The organism is Synechococcus sp. PROS-U-1 (assembly GCF_014279755.1).
In the GTDB taxonomy this organism is placed as follows: domain Bacteria; phylum Cyanobacteriota; class Cyanobacteriia; order PCC-6307; family Cyanobiaceae; genus Parasynechococcus.
Map to the genome: position 1 here is coordinate 1894106 of NZ_CP047951.1, position 17037 is coordinate 1911142.

Sequence of the window (17037 nt, forward strand, 5' to 3'; positions counted from 1 at the left end):
ATCAGGCCGCCCGCTCGGTTGCCGGGTTGAGAGCAGCGGTGGCTGGAGCCAAATCCTCAGCCTCAGCCACCGGGAAGCGATTGATGGCTTTCAGAGCCTGGCGAGCATGGCTGCGCAGCTGCTCGCTGATGGCCTCGCAATAGGGCACCTGGGCCAGAAGATCCACGGTGCGGCGCATGATTCGCACCACATCGCCCTCGTCCAATGACGTGTTGGCAATCAGATCGGACCAGGATGTTCCCCGCGCCCAAGCATCCACCAATCCCATGAGCTCGGGTTCCCACCAGGCCGGCACCACGACACCGGCACGTTCCTGAGCCCGCAGCAACTCGCGACGAAGACCCGTCAGATCCTGGAGGGCCTCCTCTGCGGCAGGTGGCGGCGGAAAGCCACTCCAAAGGTCAGGGCGGTTGACCTCCGTACTAATCGCCTCAAACACCGCCGCCAGGTCCGGGGGAGTGAGGTCATCCAGATGCCCACTCATCAGAGCCAACCCCAGCCACAGCTCGTTGTCGCCCCGCAACGCGGCAACGGTGCGGCCAATCTCCGTGGGATCCAGCTCATCGAGACATCCGAACTGCTGCAGGATGTCCATCAGGGCCAGGAAGGTCTCCCAATGACGGTTGGCCCGTTGATGCAGCACCTGCTGACGTTCAGCGATCTCTAGCTCCAGGTCCTCCATGCGGCGGCGGTGCTTCTTGAGCTGCTTGCGATCCCCCCAGCGATGCGCTGGATGTTGCTCCTGCTCCTGCTCTAGATCCCGCACCAGCCTTGCTTGGGTCAACACTTCTCCAGCCAGGTCATATTGCGGGGTGGTCATGTCATGGCGCCGAGCCATGTGGGCCACCGCCAAGGCCAGCCCACCACTGGCCTGATCGCCATGGCGCAACTCGCCGGAACGGGTCAACTCCGGTGCCTCCAGCCCATCCACTTGAAGACAACTGAGCTCTGCATGGATGCTCACCACCGCCTGACAGGGAAGCAGCACCCAGACGTTCTCATCGGTCAGACAGAGCAGCAGCGGGAACTGGCCGGGACCCTTCACCTTCTCGACAATCACCGCTGGCGCGACGCGCCCTCGTAGCTGTGGCGACTTCAAACTGACCAATGTGCCGGTGCTGGCGAACTGCAGAGCCATCGTCAGCTCATTGGCCAGGGTCTCCTCAGCCTGCTGCTGAAGGATGCGAAGCAAGCGCCGCTCTTCGCGGAGCCGGCCACGCATTTTCTCGTAGTCCTCGAAGTCCTCCCAGGGGATATCGCCAGCAACACCCTCCAGCTGGCTGAGCTGCAAACGCAGTTGCGACAGATTTTCCTCGTCCTCCACGAGGTCGAGCCCCGCCAGGTAGCGGCCAAAACTGCGTTCCACGAGCTCCCTGGCCTTGGCCAGATCGTGGCGCTGGAGCAGGTTTAAAACCATGCCGTAACTGGGGGTGAACTGGCTCACCAGGGGGTCGGCAGGACTCGTCGCCAGCTGTCCAGCTTCACGAACGCCCTCAAAACGGCTCTGCACCGTGACGACATAGCCCTGGGAATCGAGACCACGGCGCCCGGCACGACCGGCCATCTGCAGGAACTCACTGCCCATCAGCGGGCGATGCCCACGTTCGGTTCGCTTGGACATGGAAGCGATCACCGTGCTGCGAGCGGGCATATTGATGCCGGCCGCAAGGGTCTCCGTTGCGAAGACCACTTTCACCAGCCCCTGCTGAAACAGCTCCTCGATCAATTCCTTCCAGGCGGGCAGCACACCGGCGTGGTGGGCAGCGATGCCCCGCAGGAGAGCATCCGCGTGAATTCCATCCCTGACCGCCTCGGGGTTGTCGTTGCTATAGGCCTTCAATCGCTCCTTGATCCGCGCCTGCTCCTGCTGGGTGACCAAGCACTGCACACCGAGATCCCGAACCGCCTTGTCACATCCCCGTCGGCTGAAGATGAAATAGATGGCTGGGAGCATCTGCCGCTCGGCCATCTGGGCCACAACAAAGCTGATCGGCGGTGGTTCCGGTTGCGGTGGTTTCTGGGAACGTCCCTTGCGCTTGTTCCCCTTGGGCGCCCGCCAGACCTTGCAGTTGGGATGTAACCCCGTACCTGCATCATTCAGCAATGGGTGCAATCCCTTGGCGCTGCAGAAACTGAATTGAAGAGGAACCGGCCGGTGATCACTCATCACCAGGGTTGACGGGCCATGGACCTTCTCAATCCAGTCGGTCAGCTGCCCAGCATTCGCCACCGTGGCGGAGAGAGCAACGAGCTGCACCGTCGGAGGGCAGTGGATGATCGACTCCTCCCAGACCGTGCCGCGCTGGGAATCATTCATGTAATGGCACTCATCGAGCACCACCGCTTCCACATCGGCAATTGGATCATCGTGCTCATCCGCCTCGGCGTAGAGCATGTTGCGAAAGATCTCCGTGGTCATCACCACGATGGAAGCCTCGCGATTCACGCTGAGGTCACCAGTCATCAGCCCCACGTTCTCAACGCCGAACTGATCTCGGAAATCCCGCAGTTTTTGATTGGAAAGGGCCTTCAGCGGTGTTGTGTAAAAGACCTTCTGGCCATGGGAAAGGGCGCGATAAATGGCGTATTCCCCGATCAGCGTTTTGCCTGATCCAGTTGGTGCACTCACCACAACTGAGTGCCCCTGGTTCAGGGCATCCATGGCCTCCAGCTGGAAATCATCCAGCGGGAAGGGAAAGATCTCTGAGGGATTCAGTGGGGCACAGGGATCGACATCGGGCTCTTGAGGGGGCGTAGCCGGTGTCGATTGGTTCATTGAACGATCTTAAGGAGGCCTATTGAGCCGTTCCTTCAAGCGAGCGATAAGCCACGCCAATGCCATCAATCAGATGTGCCGACATCCTTTGACGGAATCAAGCCAAATCATGAAAAATGTTGAAGAGAATGCATCGAGCCTTGGTGAGCCCACCGAGGCTTTTTTTGTGCCAGAACAGCAAGATTCGCGAGGGTGACAGAGGCACTCCGCCAGTGCCATGACAGAGGAGAACGAAAGCACCTCCCCGTGACCACTACTCAGCTCACCAAGCCGCGGCCAGCTGAAGACACGCTGATCGATGCCCTGCGGGGCTGCCAAAACGTTCGAGAGCTGAAGGCCCTCGAACGGCGCCTGGCATCCACCACAGATGCCCCTCCGCTGTTCACCTGGATCTGTGATCTGCTCGTTGCACGACGCATCTCCCGTGGACTCGCCGCCCGGCTGCTGTTCGAACTCCACGATGGGGTCTCGACCTAGAACTGCTGAGGCAGCGAAGGGGTGGGGCGGCGCCGCCAGAAAGCTGCTAGAGCACTGCCGATCAAGCAGTGAATGACGGCAGAAATGGCGCCCGGCAACGCCGTGAGGGGACTGGCGAACCCGCCACTGCGGGCGAGCACGACTGCCAATCCTGAGTTCTGCATGCCCACCTCGATGCTGATGGTCCGCTGGGCTTCCACGCTCTGCCCCGCCAGCCGGGGAATCAGCCAGCCGAGCAGGAAGCCGCCGCCATGCAGCAACAGGCAAGCCAGGATCAGCACGGGCCCCTGCTGACGCAGCACAGCCGTCTGGCTGCCGACGATGCTGGAGACGATCATCACGATGGCCATCACCGCCAGGGGAGGCATCACCGGCTCAATCCGTTGGGCCACTCTGGGCAGACCACGCTTAAGCACCACCCCAACGGTGACGGGCAGCAGCACCACCTGAAGCACGGCCAGGAAAAGGGCCCAACCGTCCACCGGCACATACTGGCTGGCCAACACCTGCGTGAGCCGCGGGGTCAAAACCACCGCCGCCAGGGTGCTGATCGTGGTCATGACCACCGAAAGCGCCACATCACCACGGCCGATCAAAGCCACCACATTGCTAGCGGTCCCCCCCGGGCAGCAGCCCACAAGAATCAATCCCACCGCCAGGGGCGCCGGCAAGTGCAGGGCCGCCGCGATAGCAGCAGCGAGGATCGGCATCACCAGGAACTGCGCCATCACCCCCAGCAGCAGGGCACGGGGTCGTCGACCAACCCGCAGAAAATCAGCCGGTGTCAGCCCGACGCCCATGCCCAGCATGATCACGCCGAGCCCTAGGGCGATCAGAGGCCCCTTGAACCAGATGAACAGCGGGGGATACAGCAGCGCCAGCAGAGCACCCAGCAACGTCCAAAGCGGAAACAGCAGCGTGAAACGCTCCCAGGTCATGACGATCACAGGACTACGGCCATCCTTGATCAGGGCGGATTCCAGACTGTTGTGATGCGGGACCACGCCTCTCCCATCCCTCCAGCGCGCCGCCGCCGTTTGCGGAGCTGGAGCTCCGGCCAAGAGCCCTGGCAGCTGCAGGATCCCGCCGGAAGGCAACAGCTGCTTGATTTAGCCAGCAACGACTACCTCGGCCTCAGCCGTCATCCCGATGTTCTCGCCGCGGCGACGGAAGCCATGGCCTCCGATGGGGTCGGTGCCGGTGGATCTCGTCTGATCACCGGCACCAGGCCACGCCATCTGGAGCTGGAGGAAGCCCTCGCCGCCTGGCTGGGTCGGGACCGGGTGCTGCTGTTCCCCAGCGGATTTCAAGCCAACATCGCCGCAGTAACAGCACTGAGTGACAGGCACACCACCGTGTTGGTGGACCGGCTGATTCACCACTCGCTGCTGACCGGCGTGCGCACCAGTGGAGCGCGACTGCAACGCTTTGCCCACAATGATCTTAAGGATCTCGACCAGCGGCTGCAACGGCTCAAGGCTGCAACGACACAACCAACGACACCCCCCCTGGTGGTGACCGAAAGCCTGTTCAGCATGGAAGGAACCAGTCCCGATCTGAACGGGATCGCCGACCTATGCGCCCATCACGGAGCCCAGCTGCTGGTGGACGAAGCCCATGGCCTGGGGGTGCTGGGGCCAGGAGGCTGCGGGCTTTGCCATGGACTTCAACAGCCTGTGGCCTTGGTGTGCGGGACCTTCGGCAAGGCCTTCGGCAGCGGAGGTGCATTTCTGGCTGGGGATCACACCACGATGGAGCGGCTGCTACAAACCAGTGGGGCCTTCCGCTACACCACGGCCCTAGCACCACCGTTGGTGGCTGCAGCGCAGGCAGCCCTGCACTTGATCCAGACCAACCCAACCTGGGGAACCGAGCTGAGCCAACGGTCCAAACGCTGGAGGACAGCCCTGACGAAACAGGGCTGGGCGGAACCACCAGGGCGCGGCCCCGTTCTCCCTTTGCTCATCGGAGACGACCAGGACGCTCTCGACCTCCAGCAACGGCTTGAGAAAGCCGGTCTTTTGTCGGTGGCGATCCGACCACCAACGGTTCCGGAAGGAACCGCCCGGTTGCGCCTGGTGCTGCGGCGGGACTTGCCGGACGGCACCTTGGAGCAACTGCTCACAGCCCTCTGCGCTCGATGATGCAGATCCTTGCGATGCACGGCTGGGCAGGTCACGCCGGCGCTTGGTCCCACTGGCGGAAGTGCTTCGAACAAAGGGGGGCCACCTGGAACTCCGCAGACCAGGGCTATGGCGGAGGGGAGCCCGTTCCCAAGGCATGGGTCCAGGATCCGGCACGAAAGGTGCTGATCGCTCATTCTCTGGGGCTCCATCTGCTGCCTGAATCCGTCCTGGAGCAGGCAACGGCGGCGGTGCTGCTGGGCAGCTTCAGCGCGTTTGTGCCGGACGGGCGAGCGGGGCGAGCTGTCGCGGTTGCTCTGCAGGGGATGCAGGCGGCCCTGGGCACAGACCAGGAACTCCCGATGCTGGAACGCTTCCTCGACAAAGGCGCGTCCCCCCATCCCCGCAGCGCCCTGCCCCCCACACCCCTGCTGCAAGGCCTGACGGTTTTAGGGCGCCAGCGTCTCCAGCAGGATCTGGACCTTCTGGCGCACTGCCAGACGCTGCCGAGGGGATGGCCGCGCAACATTCCAGCTTTGGTGGTGCAGGGCGAACGGGATGCTGTGGTGCCTGCAGCTTCAGCGCAACGGCTCATCGATGACCTGGGTCATCAACCGCTGACCCTCCATCGTGAACCGGAGTGGGGTCATGCTCTGATCACGCCAACGGTGCTCTCGATGGTGCAGCGATGGCTGGAGGGCCTGTGATTCGCTCAGAGCAGGTTCTGGAGCGGTTCAGTCGCGCAGCGCCGACCTACGCGGCCGACACCCTGCTGCAACAGGCGATGGCCTGGCGCCTGGCCCAAATCAGCCGACGCTTCTCGATCCGGCGCGGCCTCTGGGCTGACCTGGGCAGCGGAACCGGTCATCTCGCCGCAGCACTCGAAGCGTGTCACACCGAACAGCAGGTGATGCGTATCGATGGGAGTGCCGCCATGTTGAGCAGCCATCCCAACGGGGCCCACACCCTGCGGCATGACTTGAGCAGCGGGCTGCCGAACTGGCCTGAGCCACCGCAACTGCTGGCTTCCAGCTTCGTTCTGCATTGGTTGCCGGATCCGGCCCAGCAACTGCGGTCCTGGGTGGATGCGCTGCCGGAGCGGGGCTGGCTGGCCTTGGCGGTGCCGATTCATGGCAGTTTTCCGCAATGGCATCAGGCCGCCCGGGAGGCCGGCCAGGCTTGCACCGCCTTGACCATGCCGGTGCGGGAGCAACTGATTGCGGCCCTTCCCGATGGCGTGGTGCAACTGGAACAGTGCCTGAGCTTCAGCCAACACGCCGCCAATCCGCTACGGCTGCTGCGACCGATGAGCAGCATTGGTGCTTCCGTGACCAATGGCGGCCAACTCTCCCCAGGTCAGTGGAGGGCCGTCTTCCGGGCTTGGCCCCCATCAGATCAGTCGCCACGGTTCAGCCTGACCTGGAAGATGTTGATCCTGATGGTGAAGCGATGAACGGCAGCGTCAGTCGCCTGGTGGTGTGCGGGACCGACACGGACGTGGGCAAAACCGTGGTGAGTGCATGGCTGGTGCAGGGGCTTCAGGCCAGCTATTGGAAACCGGTGCAAAGCGGACTGGACGGCGGCGGTGACCGCGAACGGGTGCGGCAGCTGTTGAACCTCCCGCCGAAACGGATGCTGCCCGAGGCCTATGCCTTCCGAGAGCCGGTCTCCCCCCACTGGGCTGCCGAACTGGACGCCACTGTTCTCGACCCGGCCAAGCTCCAGATTCCCGACCATCAGGGGCCCCTGGTGATAGAGACGGCTGGAGGTCTGATGGTTCCCCTCACCCGCAGCTGGCTCCAGATCGATCAACTCGTGCGATGGCAATTGCCGATCGTTCTGGTCGCCCGGAGTGGACTGGGCACCCTCAATCACACCCTGCTCAGCCTGGAAGCATTGAAATCACGCAATCTCACAGTGCTGGGCCTGATCCTGAACGGACCTCTGCATGGGGACAATCCCAGCACACTGGAACAGTTCGGTGATGTGCGGGTTCTGGCGCAACTCCCACCACAAGTCTCCCTCTCAGCAACAGTTCTGGAACGGCTTTGGCAGGAGCAGGATCTCAGCACTACATTCCGACAGGTGCTGAACCGAACTTCCCCGTGACTTCACGTCAAACCCTGGCGACTCTGGCTGTTTCAGCACTGTGCGTAGGCATTCTGGTGCTGTTCACCGATATCGAAGTGCAGCTGGTGCGCTGGGTGAACTGCGGTGCCATCGCCACAGAGGCGGAAAAGAACAGCGATGTTTGCCGCTGAGCGGCTCAGCCCAGGGATTTCGAACCCCTGGGGCAGGTTCCCAACCGCAATGCGGCATGGCGAACCGCGATCCGTAGCGGCCAGCCCTGACGAAGTTCAGCCTGGATCACGTCCAACTGGGAGGACGACCAGCCCCGCAACTCGAGATCACTGCGGATCGTCTGCCAATCACCCTCCGGAACGACAAGACGACGGGTCGTAGGGCTTCGCACTGCAGACGGCTCCGGTCTGCTTTGAGCAACAAAACGCTTCGACTGACGACGGGTGCGTGGGGCAGCCATCCAGGACATCAGTAACAGCTCCAGGATCAATATGGCAAAAGCTGCAGCTGCTGCCATGGGTTCAATCCGACATCCGAATCTGTGGCCCCCCTTTACCCAAATGGCCAGCGCAGCCAGCTCCCAACGGGTGGTCTCGGGAGACGGCGCTCTGCTGATCCGCGAGGAAGGGGAGCCCCTGATCGATGCCATCAGCAGCTGGTGGGTCACCCTGCATGGCCATGCCAATCCTGTGTTGGCCAAGGCCATCGCCGATCAGGCCGCCCGGCTCGAGCAGGTGATTTTTGCCGACTTCACCCATGAGCCCGCGGAGCAGCTGGCCGTACGTCTGAGCGGACTCTGTGGTTTGCAACGCCTGTTCTTCTCCGACAATGGCTCCACAGCGGTGGAAGTGGCCCTCAAGATCGCTTGCCAGTGGTGGGCCAACCGGGGGCAACCGCGACACCAGATCGTCGCCTTCGACGGTGCCTACCACGGTGACACCTTCGGAGCGATGGCCGTTGGTGAACGCAACCTGTTCAGCGCGCCCTTCGAAGACAAACTCTTCCCCGTGGCCCGTGTTCCTTGGCCAGCCACCTGGTGGGACGACGACGCCGTTGAAGCTAAAGAAACGGCGGCGCTCGAGGTGCTTGAGCGCGTGCTTGAGACGCCAACAGCTGCAGTCATTCTGGAGCCACTGCTGCAGGGAGCCGGCGGGATGGCCATGGTGCGGCCCGAGTTTCTGCGACAGGTGGAGGCACGAACACGCCAGGCAGGGGCGCTGCTGATCGCCGACGAGGTACTGACCGGCTTCGGACGCTGCGGAGACTGGTTCGCCAGCCGGCGTGCAGGAATCAAGCCGGATCTGATGGCCCTCTCCAAGGGCTTGACGGGTGGATGTCTACCAATGGGCGTGACGATGGCCAGTGAAGCGGTGTTCGAAGCCTTCATCGGCGACGACCCCTGCTTGACCCTCTGGCACGGCCACAGCTTCACGGCCAATCCGCTGGGGTGTGCCGCAGCCAACGCCAGCCTCGATCTACTGGAGCAGAACCCCACGGCCTTTCAAGAGTTCGAACAACGGCATCGACCGCATCTGGAGCGGCTGGCACGCCATCCGCGGGTGCAGCACCCCCGACTGACCGGGACTGTCGCCGGCTTCGATCTCGTCGTGGATGGGACCTCCGGCTACCTGAACCCGGCGGGTCCGAAATTGAAGCGGCTGGCCATGGAGAACGGCGTCTTTCTGCGGCCTCTGGGCCAGGTGGTCTACCTCCTGCCGCCGCTCTGCATCAGCGATGCCCAGTTGGAACAGTGCTATGCGGTCCTCGCGATGGCCCTCGACCAGCTCTGAGCGCTCTTGGCCTCATGGACCCGCCTGAATCGCCGCTTCGACATCGGCACGCGAGAGGCCATAGGGCAGCGAACACTGCACCATGGCTTCCAGCGAACCGGGGTGCCAGATCACTTTGAGATCCTCCCGCTCCAGCAGCAGCAGGGCCCTCCACGCAGAGCGCTCAAGCATCCACTGGCAAGGGTTGTCGTCCATGCGAATGGCACCCAGTTGCTGGAGCCAGGCCTCAAGCGCTCGGAGAGAGTGCTGATTCAGCGGGGTGCTCTCCGGGGGCAGGGCGGCCATCAGGTTGCGAACGCACGGATGTGTCCTGAGTCTGCTCATCCGTCAGCCAACTCGGTGACACCTGCCAATCGCGCCCCTGAGCCAAAGCGACCCCCAAACCCAGCACCAGGCTGAGCAAGAGCGCGATGCTCAACAGCACCAGGGAGAACCATTCGCCTCCCGACAGGGGCCTTCGTTCACCGATGCCCTGCCAGGCATCCTGGCGGGACTGGCTCTGCGGGGGCGATGGCGGCGTCTGTGCCGCCAGATTGAGGGGTGATTGGCTCTGGCGCAGCAGAACGTCGTAGGACTCCTTGAGCTGCTGAAAGGCAACGCTGGCCTGCTCGGGCGGCAGTTCCGTTGTGTCGGGATGCAGAGCCTTGGACTGGCGGCGAAAAGCCTGCCGCAGGGTTTCAGCATCGACCCCGGGGCGCACGCCAAGCCGTTCGTGATGGCTAGGGCGGGCTTCAGACACAAGGGACGGTCGGTCCTTCATCCTAAGAAGAGTTGTTGGTGCAGCCATGGCCGCCACCACGCCTGAACCGGCGTTCTGGGACGCCCTGGGATGGCAGCCATCGCAAGCGCAGCGCGACCAACTGGTTGAACTTCAGGGCTTGCTGCAGAGCTGGAATGAACGGGTCAACCTCACGCGCCTGGTGGACGGCGATGATTTCTGGGTGGGTCAGGTCTTTGACAGCCTCTGGCCACTGGCGGAGGAACTCCAGTCACCCGAGGCGCCGCTGAACTGGATTGATGTGGGCACCGGGGGAGGATTCCCCGGGCTGGCCATCGCCATTGCCCTGCCTCAGGCACAGGTGACCCTGCTGGATTCCGTCGGGCGCAAAACAGCCGCCGTGGAAGCCATGGCCAGCACCCTGGGGCTGGCCGATCGGGTGCGGGTCCGCACCGAGCGGATCGAGACCACAGGTCGCGATGGCACATTCCGCGGCAGCTTCGATCGGGCCGTGGCCCGGGCCGTGGCGGCAGCCCCAGTGGTGGCGGAATACCTCATCCCCCTGCTGAAGAAGGATGGTCAGGCCCTGCTCTATCGCGGGCAGTGGAATGACACCGATGCCGTGCCGTTCAACCGGGCACTACGGCTGCTGCAGGCCCGTCTTGTGGAGGTTCAGCACCGGCAGCTCCCCAGCGATCGCGGCACCCGCCACCTGCTGCGGGTGCAGCCGACCGGTCCCTGCCCGCGCAGCTACCCAAGGGCCGTGGGAACGCCGAGCCGTGATCCCCTGGGGGCATAAGTCGAGCGGTCAGACGCTCGAAAGTCGCATCTGGGTTGCCCCTTTGAGCCGGTGTTTGAGGGTGCGCAGAATGTCGGGAATTCGCCTTCGCCATGGGCTGGCCTGCAAGACGGTCTGCAGATCCTCCTCACCGACGTCTCCATCGAAGCCGTCAGCATTGGCACCGGCGAACCAGTGCCCGCCGGACCCCAACAACCCATAACGGGCCCTGGCATAACTCTCAAGGTCCCAGGCCTCAAGCAGGTTGTACAGCCAAAGCAACACCGGCAGATTGATCTCCCCCGGCGTCGCATACCAAGGCGGCAGCCCGACGGACCAGGTCGCCATCCACTCAGACCCCAGCGCTTCATCGGCCGCCCGCCGCAGCCGTTGGTCCACCGGGGCAATCAACGCTGCCGCATCCGGCAACAGTTGCAGCGCCTCCAGATGAAGGTCGAGATCCTCCGGCCGTGCTGCTCCAACACTGATGGTGTGCACCCGCGAATCCTGGAGACAGAACAGGTCGTTAAACACGATGGGATGGAGCGGTGCACACAGCTCCAACAGCTGTTGAGACGGGGTGTGCAGATGACCGCCTTTGTCGGTGGGACTGATGATGAACACCCCCATGTCCTGACGGCGGGCTGCATCCAAGGCGGGGCCATTGTCCTGGCGGATGTAGTACCAGTGCAGATTCACGTAGTCGAAGGCACCGGAGGCGCAGGCCTCAACAATCAACGCCGTGGGGCCGTGGGTTGAAAAGCCGACATGGCCGATTCGGCCATCCGCCTGCCAGCGACGCACCACCTCCATGCATCCCCCTGGCTGCAGAGTCTGGTCGAGATGCTCCGGCAGGTTGATGCCATGGATGGCGAGCAGATCCAGGCGATCACAGCCCAACCGCTCAAAGCTGAGCTCCAGTTCCGTTTCAAACGCAGCGGGATCGGGCCGGGGAGGCACCTTGCTCTGAAGCAGACGTAAAGGGTCGGGCGTGCGCGGAAGGGCCCAACCCAGTTGACGCTCGGAACTGCCGTAGTGCCGCGCCGTTTCAACGTGATGAAAGCCCAGATCAACCGCTCGCTTTAGGGTCATTTCGACCTGGGTCTGGGAGGCGGACGAGATTTCATCTGCGGGGAGGTCAGTCCAGCTCTGCTGAAACCGCATTCCACCCAGAGACAACAGAGGAATCTCGAGCTCTGTTCGGCCGAATCGACGGGTTGGCAGCGCCATCAACCCTGGGGACGAGGTTGAAGATTCTGGCGAATCAAATTCAGCTTCAGCGTTTCCAGAGACTCGAAGGGCACCCAATGAATGCAATCCACGGGGCAGGTATCGATGGCCTCCTGAATGCACTCCGTGGAGTCGCCATCTTGACGGATCGCCCTGGAGCGTCCCAAGTGCTGTTCCACAACAAACGTGTTGACCGCCACGTGGGCGCAGTAACGGCAACCGATGCAGACGGCCTCGTCCACCCAAACAGCCTGATCCCGCATATCTCCGCCAAGCAGGGGCTCTCTCCCCGTGGCTTGCTCCTGCGGACGGGCAGGAGCTGAAAAAGCATGAGAAGAGGGATCAGCCAGGTTTCAAGCGTCCCAACGGGTCACCACGAGTTCAATCGAACCATCTTCAGCCTGGGTCTGTTCAGCGACCTGGAAACCTTCCTTGGTGGTAGCTGCCAGAACAGTGTTCAAGGCGTAGCGCTGGGTGAGCTTGGAGAGGAAGCGTTCCACAGGAATCTGCTGCTTCCAAAGGTCAAGGTCTGTGACCAGCTCATAAGACTGAGAAGTTCCGTTCCAGCGGAAGCCAATGTCGCCACCCTCCTGGACTGCGATGGCTAAGTCAGCCGTGACGGTTTGGCCGCGATAGCCACGTACGGGGCGCTCCCCCTGATCAGGGGCATAGCCCATGTCTTCCAAGGCTTTGACCAGGGGCTCAAGCTGACGCAGTTCGGTTTTGACGGTGCTGAAATGCGACATCAGTTCGTATGAGCGGGAAGAAACTGGGACTGGACTTCAGGCTGCAAAAACGCTTCGGATGTGGACTCCTGACGTACAACCGTTCCAAGAGCAGCTTCGACTTCTTCAGTGAGCTGCTGGCACGCCTCACCTGCAACACCCTCAACCCGTTCTTCCACCCGACCATCGGGCCGAATGGTGAAACGCATGGTCTTCTGGGGCATTGAGGCGGCGTGATTTGCGCAGCAATCTAGTGGGGGTCACCGCTGATTGTTGCCTTCCCCGTTACATAGACCTGTTACAGGATGAATCCGTCGTTGATCAACGTCTGCAGACGTTCCAGCACCAGCGGATCTTCCAGCTGTTCAAGAGCGGTTCTGGCCTCATCACGCACGGAAATCTCACCGTCGTGGAGCAGGGAACTCACCAGAGCTTCAACGATCTCCGCTTGCCGCGGTTGCACCAGCTGATCCATCAAACGGCCCAGGGCCCAGATGCAGTTGCTGCGCACCACCGCTTCACTGTCGATACGCAGGCTCACAAGCAGTTGCCCCGCAGCGGGGTCTGCCTTCACCGGAGAGCGGCTGCCGGCCTCAGCCAACGAGCCAGGGCACCACAAGCGAACAGCAGCGACATCCGTCTGTAGGGCACGGATGAGGGGATTGAGAACCGGCGCATCAGGGAAATTGCCCAGGCTCCAAGCCGCTGCCTTGCGGACATAGGCATTGGCATCCTGCTGCAGCAGCTGCAGCAGTGGTTCAACGGCCGGAGGCGATGGATTGCGGCCCAACGCATAGACAGCACTCATCCGTTCCACTGGACAGGAGTTCTGCAACAAGGGCAGGAGCAGGGCGATCGCCCGGGGATCCCGGTGCTCACAGAACACTTGCAAACCCTGCAGACGTTCTCCGTGTTTTCCACGCAACCAGATCAGGCCCTGATCACAGGCCCGGGCGATCTCCAGGGAGGAATCCTGATCAGTGTCGTCGAGTTGGATCGCATCAAGCGGATCCACGTCCTCTTCCGCCGCCAGCTCGCGCGCCAGAAGTTCAGGATCCACGGAAAGGTTGGAGAGTCCTTGGTCCTTCTGTTGGCTGCGATCGTCAGTCATGGATCGATGCTACGGGAGGCATTCCAGGGCTCAACCCATCGGAGCTGGAGCCAGCATGTCACCGGGAAGCCAGATGCGCGCACTGACGGCCACCAACGCCAGTGCAAAAAGAAGAACAATCAGAGCCGGCAGAAGGGTGGAACGAAAAAACGACACCGGAACACTGCAATCAAGACGCCATTCTGCTCAAGACGGCACGGCAATGACACGCCGCCGCAGTTGCCAGATCGAGAGGACCAGAACCGACAGACCAATCCAGCCAGTCCACTGCTGATGCAACAGAAAACCACCTGTGCCGAGCAAACCGCCAAACAGCACACCGCAAGCGAGAACGAAGCGACGCAACATCGCAGGCAAAGACTCCATCGGCATGACGCCAAAGCGCTGGCGAAGGCGTGACCAACCGGGGCCCGGAGGACGAACCGTTCGCACAAACTGCTCCAAAACAGCATCCGATTCCGGTGGCGTATTCAGCATCACCGCCAACCAGACCACCGCAGAGAGGCCGGTGATCACCGCAATGCGAACCCCGTAATCCTCGATCCGAACCAGGGGCACCACCGAAGTGAACACACCCACAAAAAAGCCGCAAAGCATGGCCGATAGCTCAGCGGCTGCGTTGACCCGCCACCAGAACCAGCGCAGCACCAGGACCACACCAGGACCTGAACCGATGGCGATCACAAGGCGGAACACCGCACCGATGCTGTCGCTGATTAGAGCTGTAATCACCCCAAGAACGAGCAGCAAAACAGTGGTGAGTTGCCCCACAAGCAAGAGCTCCCGCGGAGTGGCGGCAGGACGAACAAACCTCTGATAGAGGTCATGGGTGAGGTAGCTGGCCCCCCAATTCACCGATGTACTCACGGTGCTCATGAACGCCGCCACCAGCGAGATCACCACCAGGCCGAGCGCCACGGGGGGCAGCAGTTGCACGGCAAGGGCTGGATAGCCCAGCTCCAGATCAGAGCCGGCCGGCAACAGCACCAAAGCCGCCAGCGCGACCACGATCCAGAGCCAGCTGCGCACGAGGTAATTCACCACCAGGAAGACCCACCCCGCCAGCCGTGCCTGCTGCTCATCACGGGTGGCCAGCATCCGCTGGATGAACTCGCCACCCCCATCGCTGCGGCGAAAACTCCACCACTGCACAGCGATGTAGGCCGTAAACATCGGGATGCTGATGCCACTGCCCTGCAACCAGCTGAAGCCAGATTCATCCCAGCTCCAGGGCACCAGAGACAGCAGCTCAGGCCGCTGCAGGGCTTGCAGTTGTTCCAGGAGAGAATCCATTCCGCCTGCGGCATGCAAGGCAGCCGCGGCCACGGCCAGAGCACCCGCCAGGGCCAGCACAAGCTGAACGAGATCAGTGACGACAACAGCCCAAAGGCCACCAGCCACCGTGTAACTCATCACGAGCAGGGCCACGACCATCAACAGCCAGACCGTGTCTGTGAGCCCCAGTGCAGCGGGTTGACCGGACACAAGGCCAAGGGCTTCCACCACCTTGCGAAGCGCAAGGAAGGCATAGCCGATGCCAATGCAGTTGACCGGCACGGCCAGGAGGAAGGCCTTGATGCCCCGGAGCCACGCCGCAGCCGCACCGCCATAACGCAGCTCGGTAAACGCGGCGTCAGTCAACACACCGCTCCGTCGCCAGAGGGGCGCAAACACAACAGCCATGGCCACATGGGCCAAACCAAAACTCCACCACTCCCAGTTGCCAGCCAGTCCGCGGGCGCCCACGAGGCCAGCGACGTACAGAGGAGTGTCGATGGAGAAGGTGGTGGCGGCCATCGATGCACCAGCCAGCCAACCGTTGAGACGACGACCGGCAACGAAATAATCGGCTTCACCGCTGTTGCGGCGAGCAAGCCACAACCCCAGCACCAGGGTGAGAGCGAGGTAGGCAACGAGAAGCAGCCAGTCGATTGCTGTCATTCGAAGACCCTCTTCAGCAGCAGTCTGCTGAGGAACAGGCCATCAGCCCACCCTTCAGATGCCCGAGGACTTCGGGGCCATCTGCTGACGCCGAAGCTGGCCGCATGCAGCATTTTGATCAAGCCCCCGGCTCGCCCGGAGGCTGACGGCGACACCACGTCGTTCCAGAACGCGACGAAATGCCTCAATCCGCTGCGGCGTCGGACGTTTGAATTCCTCTTCCTCAATCGGGTTGTAGGCGATCAAGTTCACATGGCTCTGGAACCCACCAACGCGATCCGCCAGCTCTGCGGCGTGGTGGGGCTGGTCGTTGAGTTCACCGAGAAGGATGTATTCAAAACTCACCCGTCGACCGGTGACATCCAAATAGTGACGGCAGTCTTCAAGCAGAGCCTCAAAGGGATAGGCATGGGCCGTGGGGATGAGTTCCTCCCGCAGCCTCTGATTGGGCGCATGGAGACTCACAGCAAGGGTGAATTGAGCCCGGCCCAATCGCTGCATGGCCAATTCCGCCAATTGCGGCAAGGTCTTCGGCACACCCACCGTGCTGACGGTGATGCGCCGTTGGCCGATGCCGAGATCATCATTGAGACAGCGAATGGCCTCCAGCACCGCTTCACTGTTCAACAGGGGCTCTCCCATGCCCATAAACACAATGTGAGACGGACGTCGGTCCATCGCCTCACGCACACTCAGCACTTGATCCACGATTTCGTGGGTCCGCAGCGAACGCTGGAGGCCCCCCTTGCCGGTGGCACAGAAGCGGCAGGCCATGGGACAGCCCACCTGGCTTGACACACAGACCGTGAGCCGCTGGTTGGTGGGAATACCGACGGTTTCAATGGTCTCGCCGTCCTCTGTCGAGAGCAGAAGCTTGGTAGTGGCGTCGGACGCCACTGAACGATGCACTTCCTTCAGGCGGCCGACATCAATGCCGTCCGCGAGTAAGGCAGCACGCCAGGTCTTGGGGAAGACGGTGATATCACCAAGGGAATGGGCCCCCTTGGCATAGATCCAGTCGTGGAGCTGACGGCCACGGAACGCCTTCTGACCCTGGGCAACCGCCCAGTCCTGCAGGTCGGCCGCGCTGCGACCCAGCAGAGCCTGGGTCACCAGATCAGCAGACCATGGCCCAGCTTGATCTCCACCGCCATCAGAGCGATGAAGCCAAGCATGGCGAGGCGTCCATTCAGCCGTTCGGTATGGGTATGAAACCCATATTTGGGCAGGCGTCTCGTGGGGATCTCAGTGGGCTCAAGCATGGAAGGGTCTGCGACGGTGAACAA

At 62.3% G+C, this 17037-nt stretch carries 22 protein-coding genes; 8 read left to right on the forward strand and 14 right to left on the reverse strand.

Annotated elements, in window-relative coordinates:
* Position 1: 1 nt before the first annotated feature.
* Positions 2-2776: an RNA helicase gene (locus SynPROSU1_RS10505; protein WP_186570460.1), complete on the reverse strand. Its 2775-nt coding sequence runs from the start codon at positions 2774-2776 to the stop codon at positions 2-4.
* Between the two features lie 246 nt (positions 2777-3022).
* Here SynPROSU1_RS10505 and SynPROSU1_RS10515 point away from each other — a divergent pair, with 246 nt between their 5' ends.
* A complete protein-coding gene (locus SynPROSU1_RS10515; RefSeq protein WP_186570462.1) occupies positions 3023-3253 on the forward strand; it encodes a hypothetical protein in 231 nt (76 codons plus the stop codon).
* Here the strand turns inward: SynPROSU1_RS10515 and SynPROSU1_RS10520 are convergent.
* Positions 3250-4191: a bile acid:sodium symporter family protein gene (locus tag SynPROSU1_RS10520; RefSeq protein ID WP_186570463.1), complete on the reverse strand. Its 942-nt coding sequence runs from the start codon at positions 4189-4191 to the stop codon at positions 3250-3252. The two genes, SynPROSU1_RS10515 and SynPROSU1_RS10520, sit on opposite strands and share 4 nt — an antisense overlap.
* Before the next feature lie 54 nt (positions 4192-4245).
* Between SynPROSU1_RS10520 and SynPROSU1_RS10525 the strand changes: the two genes are divergently transcribed.
* The 5 genes from SynPROSU1_RS10525 to SynPROSU1_RS10545 are packed head-to-tail and all read left to right on the forward strand — an operon-like array spanning position 4246 to position 7637.
* On the forward strand, positions 4246-5397 hold the full coding sequence (locus tag SynPROSU1_RS10525; RefSeq protein WP_186570464.1) for an 8-amino-7-oxononanoate synthase: 1152 nt from the start codon (positions 4246-4248) through the stop codon (positions 5395-5397).
* The gene (locus tag SynPROSU1_RS10530) at positions 5394-6083 is read left to right on the forward strand and encodes an alpha/beta hydrolase (RefSeq protein ID WP_186570465.1); all 690 of its coding nucleotides are present in this window, start codon (positions 5394-5396) and stop codon (positions 6081-6083) included. The genes SynPROSU1_RS10525 and SynPROSU1_RS10530 overlap by 4 nt, the downstream gene beginning before the upstream one ends.
* Positions 6065-6829 (forward strand): methyltransferase domain-containing protein, encoded by a 765-nt coding sequence (locus SynPROSU1_RS10535; protein ID WP_186570466.1) that lies wholly within the window; start codon positions 6065-6067, stop codon positions 6827-6829. Before SynPROSU1_RS10530 ends, SynPROSU1_RS10535 begins: the two co-directional genes overlap by 19 nt.
* Complete coding sequence (bioD, locus tag SynPROSU1_RS10540) at positions 6826-7485, forward strand: dethiobiotin synthase (protein ID WP_186570467.1); 660 nt, start codon at positions 6826-6828, stop codon at positions 7483-7485. Before SynPROSU1_RS10535 ends, bioD begins: the two co-directional genes overlap by 4 nt.
* The gene (locus SynPROSU1_RS10545; RefSeq protein WP_186570468.1) at positions 7482-7637 is read left to right on the forward strand and encodes a hypothetical protein; all 156 of its coding nucleotides are present in this window, start codon (positions 7482-7484) and stop codon (positions 7635-7637) included. Before bioD ends, SynPROSU1_RS10545 begins: the two co-directional genes overlap by 4 nt.
* Before the next feature lie 5 nt (positions 7638-7642).
* On the opposite strand, the gene SynPROSU1_RS10550 is transcribed toward SynPROSU1_RS10545, so the two are convergent.
* On the reverse strand, positions 7643-7927 hold the full coding sequence (locus SynPROSU1_RS10550; RefSeq protein WP_186570469.1) for a hypothetical protein: 285 nt from the start codon (positions 7925-7927) through the stop codon (positions 7643-7645).
* Positions 7928-7949: 22 nt separating this feature from the next.
* On the opposite strand from SynPROSU1_RS10550, the gene bioA reads away from it, so the two are divergent.
* Complete coding sequence (bioA, locus tag SynPROSU1_RS10555) at positions 7950-9248, forward strand: adenosylmethionine--8-amino-7-oxononanoate transaminase (protein ID WP_186570470.1); 1299 nt, start codon at positions 7950-7952, stop codon at positions 9246-9248.
* Between the two features lie 12 nt (positions 9249-9260).
* On the opposite strand, the gene SynPROSU1_RS10560 is transcribed toward bioA, so the two are convergent.
* Positions 9261-9533 (reverse strand): DUF3143 domain-containing protein, encoded by a 273-nt coding sequence (locus SynPROSU1_RS10560; protein ID WP_255444646.1) that lies wholly within the window; start codon positions 9531-9533, stop codon positions 9261-9263.
* Positions 9475-10008 (reverse strand): J domain-containing protein, encoded by a 534-nt coding sequence (locus tag SynPROSU1_RS10565; RefSeq protein ID WP_186570471.1) that lies wholly within the window; start codon positions 10006-10008, stop codon positions 9475-9477. Before SynPROSU1_RS10565 ends, SynPROSU1_RS10560 begins: the two co-directional genes overlap by 59 nt.
* A 25-nt stretch (positions 10009-10033) precedes the next feature.
* Between SynPROSU1_RS10565 and rsmG the strand changes: the two genes are divergently transcribed.
* Positions 10034-10765, forward strand: a complete 732-nt coding sequence (gene rsmG, locus SynPROSU1_RS10570) for a 16S rRNA (guanine(527)-N(7))-methyltransferase RsmG (RefSeq protein WP_186570472.1) — start codon at positions 10034-10036, stop codon at positions 10763-10765.
* 9 nt (positions 10766-10774) lie between these two features.
* On the opposite strand, the gene SynPROSU1_RS10575 is transcribed toward rsmG, so the two are convergent.
* The 9 genes from SynPROSU1_RS10575 to SynPROSU1_RS10610 form a co-directional block, all read right to left on the reverse strand.
* Positions 10775-11974 carry an aldo/keto reductase gene (locus SynPROSU1_RS10575; protein ID WP_186570473.1) on the reverse strand — a complete coding sequence of 400 codons (1200 nt, stop codon included), beginning with the start codon at positions 11972-11974 and terminating at the stop codon, positions 10775-10777.
* Positions 11974-12324: a ferredoxin gene (locus tag SynPROSU1_RS10580; RefSeq protein WP_255444907.1), complete on the reverse strand. Its 351-nt coding sequence runs from the start codon at positions 12322-12324 to the stop codon at positions 11974-11976. Before SynPROSU1_RS10580 ends, SynPROSU1_RS10575 begins: the two co-directional genes overlap by 1 nt.
* Before the next feature lie 3 nt (positions 12325-12327).
* Positions 12328-12720 (reverse strand): DUF1257 domain-containing protein, encoded by a 393-nt coding sequence (locus SynPROSU1_RS10585; RefSeq protein ID WP_186570475.1) that lies wholly within the window; start codon positions 12718-12720, stop codon positions 12328-12330.
* Complete coding sequence (locus SynPROSU1_RS10590; RefSeq protein WP_186570476.1) at positions 12720-12923, reverse strand: DUF2997 domain-containing protein; 204 nt, start codon at positions 12921-12923, stop codon at positions 12720-12722. The genes SynPROSU1_RS10585 and SynPROSU1_RS10590 overlap by 1 nt, the downstream gene beginning before the upstream one ends.
* Before the next feature lie 74 nt (positions 12924-12997).
* Positions 12998-13810 (reverse strand): HEAT repeat domain-containing protein, encoded by an 813-nt coding sequence (locus SynPROSU1_RS10595; protein ID WP_186570477.1) that lies wholly within the window; start codon positions 13808-13810, stop codon positions 12998-13000.
* Positions 13811-13840: 30 nt separating this feature from the next.
* Positions 13841-13966, reverse strand: coding sequence for a hypothetical protein (locus SynPROSU1_RS14030; RefSeq protein ID WP_255444647.1), 126 nt, complete (start codon positions 13964-13966; stop codon positions 13841-13843).
* A gap of 30 nt (positions 13967-13996) precedes the next feature.
* Positions 13997-15751, reverse strand: a complete 1755-nt coding sequence (locus tag SynPROSU1_RS10600; RefSeq protein ID WP_186570478.1) for a sodium:solute symporter family protein — start codon at positions 15749-15751, stop codon at positions 13997-13999.
* 54 nt (positions 15752-15805) lie between these two features.
* Positions 15806-16864, reverse strand: coding sequence for a 23S rRNA (adenine(2503)-C(2))-methyltransferase RlmN (gene rlmN, locus SynPROSU1_RS10605; RefSeq protein ID WP_186570479.1), 1059 nt, complete (start codon positions 16862-16864; stop codon positions 15806-15808).
* Positions 16861-17013: a high light inducible protein gene (locus SynPROSU1_RS10610; protein WP_186572360.1), complete on the reverse strand. Its 153-nt coding sequence runs from the start codon at positions 17011-17013 to the stop codon at positions 16861-16863. Before SynPROSU1_RS10610 ends, rlmN begins: the two co-directional genes overlap by 4 nt.
* Positions 17014-17037 lie beyond the last annotated feature (24 nt).

Coding starts and splice junctions, on each gene's coding strand:
- SynPROSU1_RS10505 (WP_186570460.1), bottom strand. CDS start 2,776: ATGAACCAATCGACACCGGCTACGCCCCCTCAAGAGCCCGATGTCGAT.
- SynPROSU1_RS10520 (WP_186570463.1), bottom strand. CDS start 4,191: ATGACCTGGGAGCGTTTCACGCTGCTGTTTCCGCTTTGGACGTTGCTG.
- SynPROSU1_RS10525 (WP_186570464.1), top strand. CDS start 4,246: ATGCGGGACCACGCCTCTCCCATCCCTCCAGCGCGCCGCCGCCGTTTG.
- SynPROSU1_RS10530 (WP_186570465.1), top strand. CDS start 5,394: ATGATGCAGATCCTTGCGATGCACGGCTGGGCAGGTCACGCCGGCGCT.
- SynPROSU1_RS10535 (WP_186570466.1), top strand. CDS start 6,065: ATGGCTGGAGGGCCTGTGATTCGCTCAGAGCAGGTTCTGGAGCGGTTC.
- bioD (WP_186570467.1), top strand. CDS start 6,826: ATGAACGGCAGCGTCAGTCGCCTGGTGGTGTGCGGGACCGACACGGAC.
- SynPROSU1_RS10550 (WP_186570469.1), bottom strand. CDS start 7,927: ATGTCCTGGATGGCTGCCCCACGCACCCGTCGTCAGTCGAAGCGTTTT.
- bioA (WP_186570470.1), top strand. CDS start 7,950: ATGGCAAAAGCTGCAGCTGCTGCCATGGGTTCAATCCGACATCCGAAT.
- SynPROSU1_RS10560 (WP_255444646.1), bottom strand. CDS start 9,533: ATGGCCGCCCTGCCCCCGGAGAGCACCCCGCTGAATCAGCACTCTCTC.
- SynPROSU1_RS10565 (WP_186570471.1), bottom strand. CDS start 10,008: ATGAAGGACCGACCGTCCCTTGTGTCTGAAGCCCGCCCTAGCCATCAC.
- rsmG (WP_186570472.1), top strand. CDS start 10,034: ATGGCCGCCACCACGCCTGAACCGGCGTTCTGGGACGCCCTGGGATGG.
- SynPROSU1_RS10575 (WP_186570473.1), bottom strand. CDS start 11,974: ATGGCGCTGCCAACCCGTCGATTCGGCCGAACAGAGCTCGAGATTCCT.
- SynPROSU1_RS10585 (WP_186570475.1), bottom strand. CDS start 12,720: ATGTCGCATTTCAGCACCGTCAAAACCGAACTGCGTCAGCTTGAGCCC.
- SynPROSU1_RS10590 (WP_186570476.1), bottom strand. CDS start 12,923: ATGCCCCAGAAGACCATGCGTTTCACCATTCGGCCCGATGGTCGGGTG.
- SynPROSU1_RS10595 (WP_186570477.1), bottom strand. CDS start 13,810: ATGACTGACGATCGCAGCCAACAGAAGGACCAAGGACTCTCCAACCTT.
- SynPROSU1_RS10600 (WP_186570478.1), bottom strand. CDS start 15,751: ATGACAGCAATCGACTGGCTGCTTCTCGTTGCCTACCTCGCTCTCACC.
- SynPROSU1_RS10610 (WP_186572360.1), bottom strand. CDS start 17,013: ATGCTTGAGCCCACTGAGATCCCCACGAGACGCCTGCCCAAATATGGG.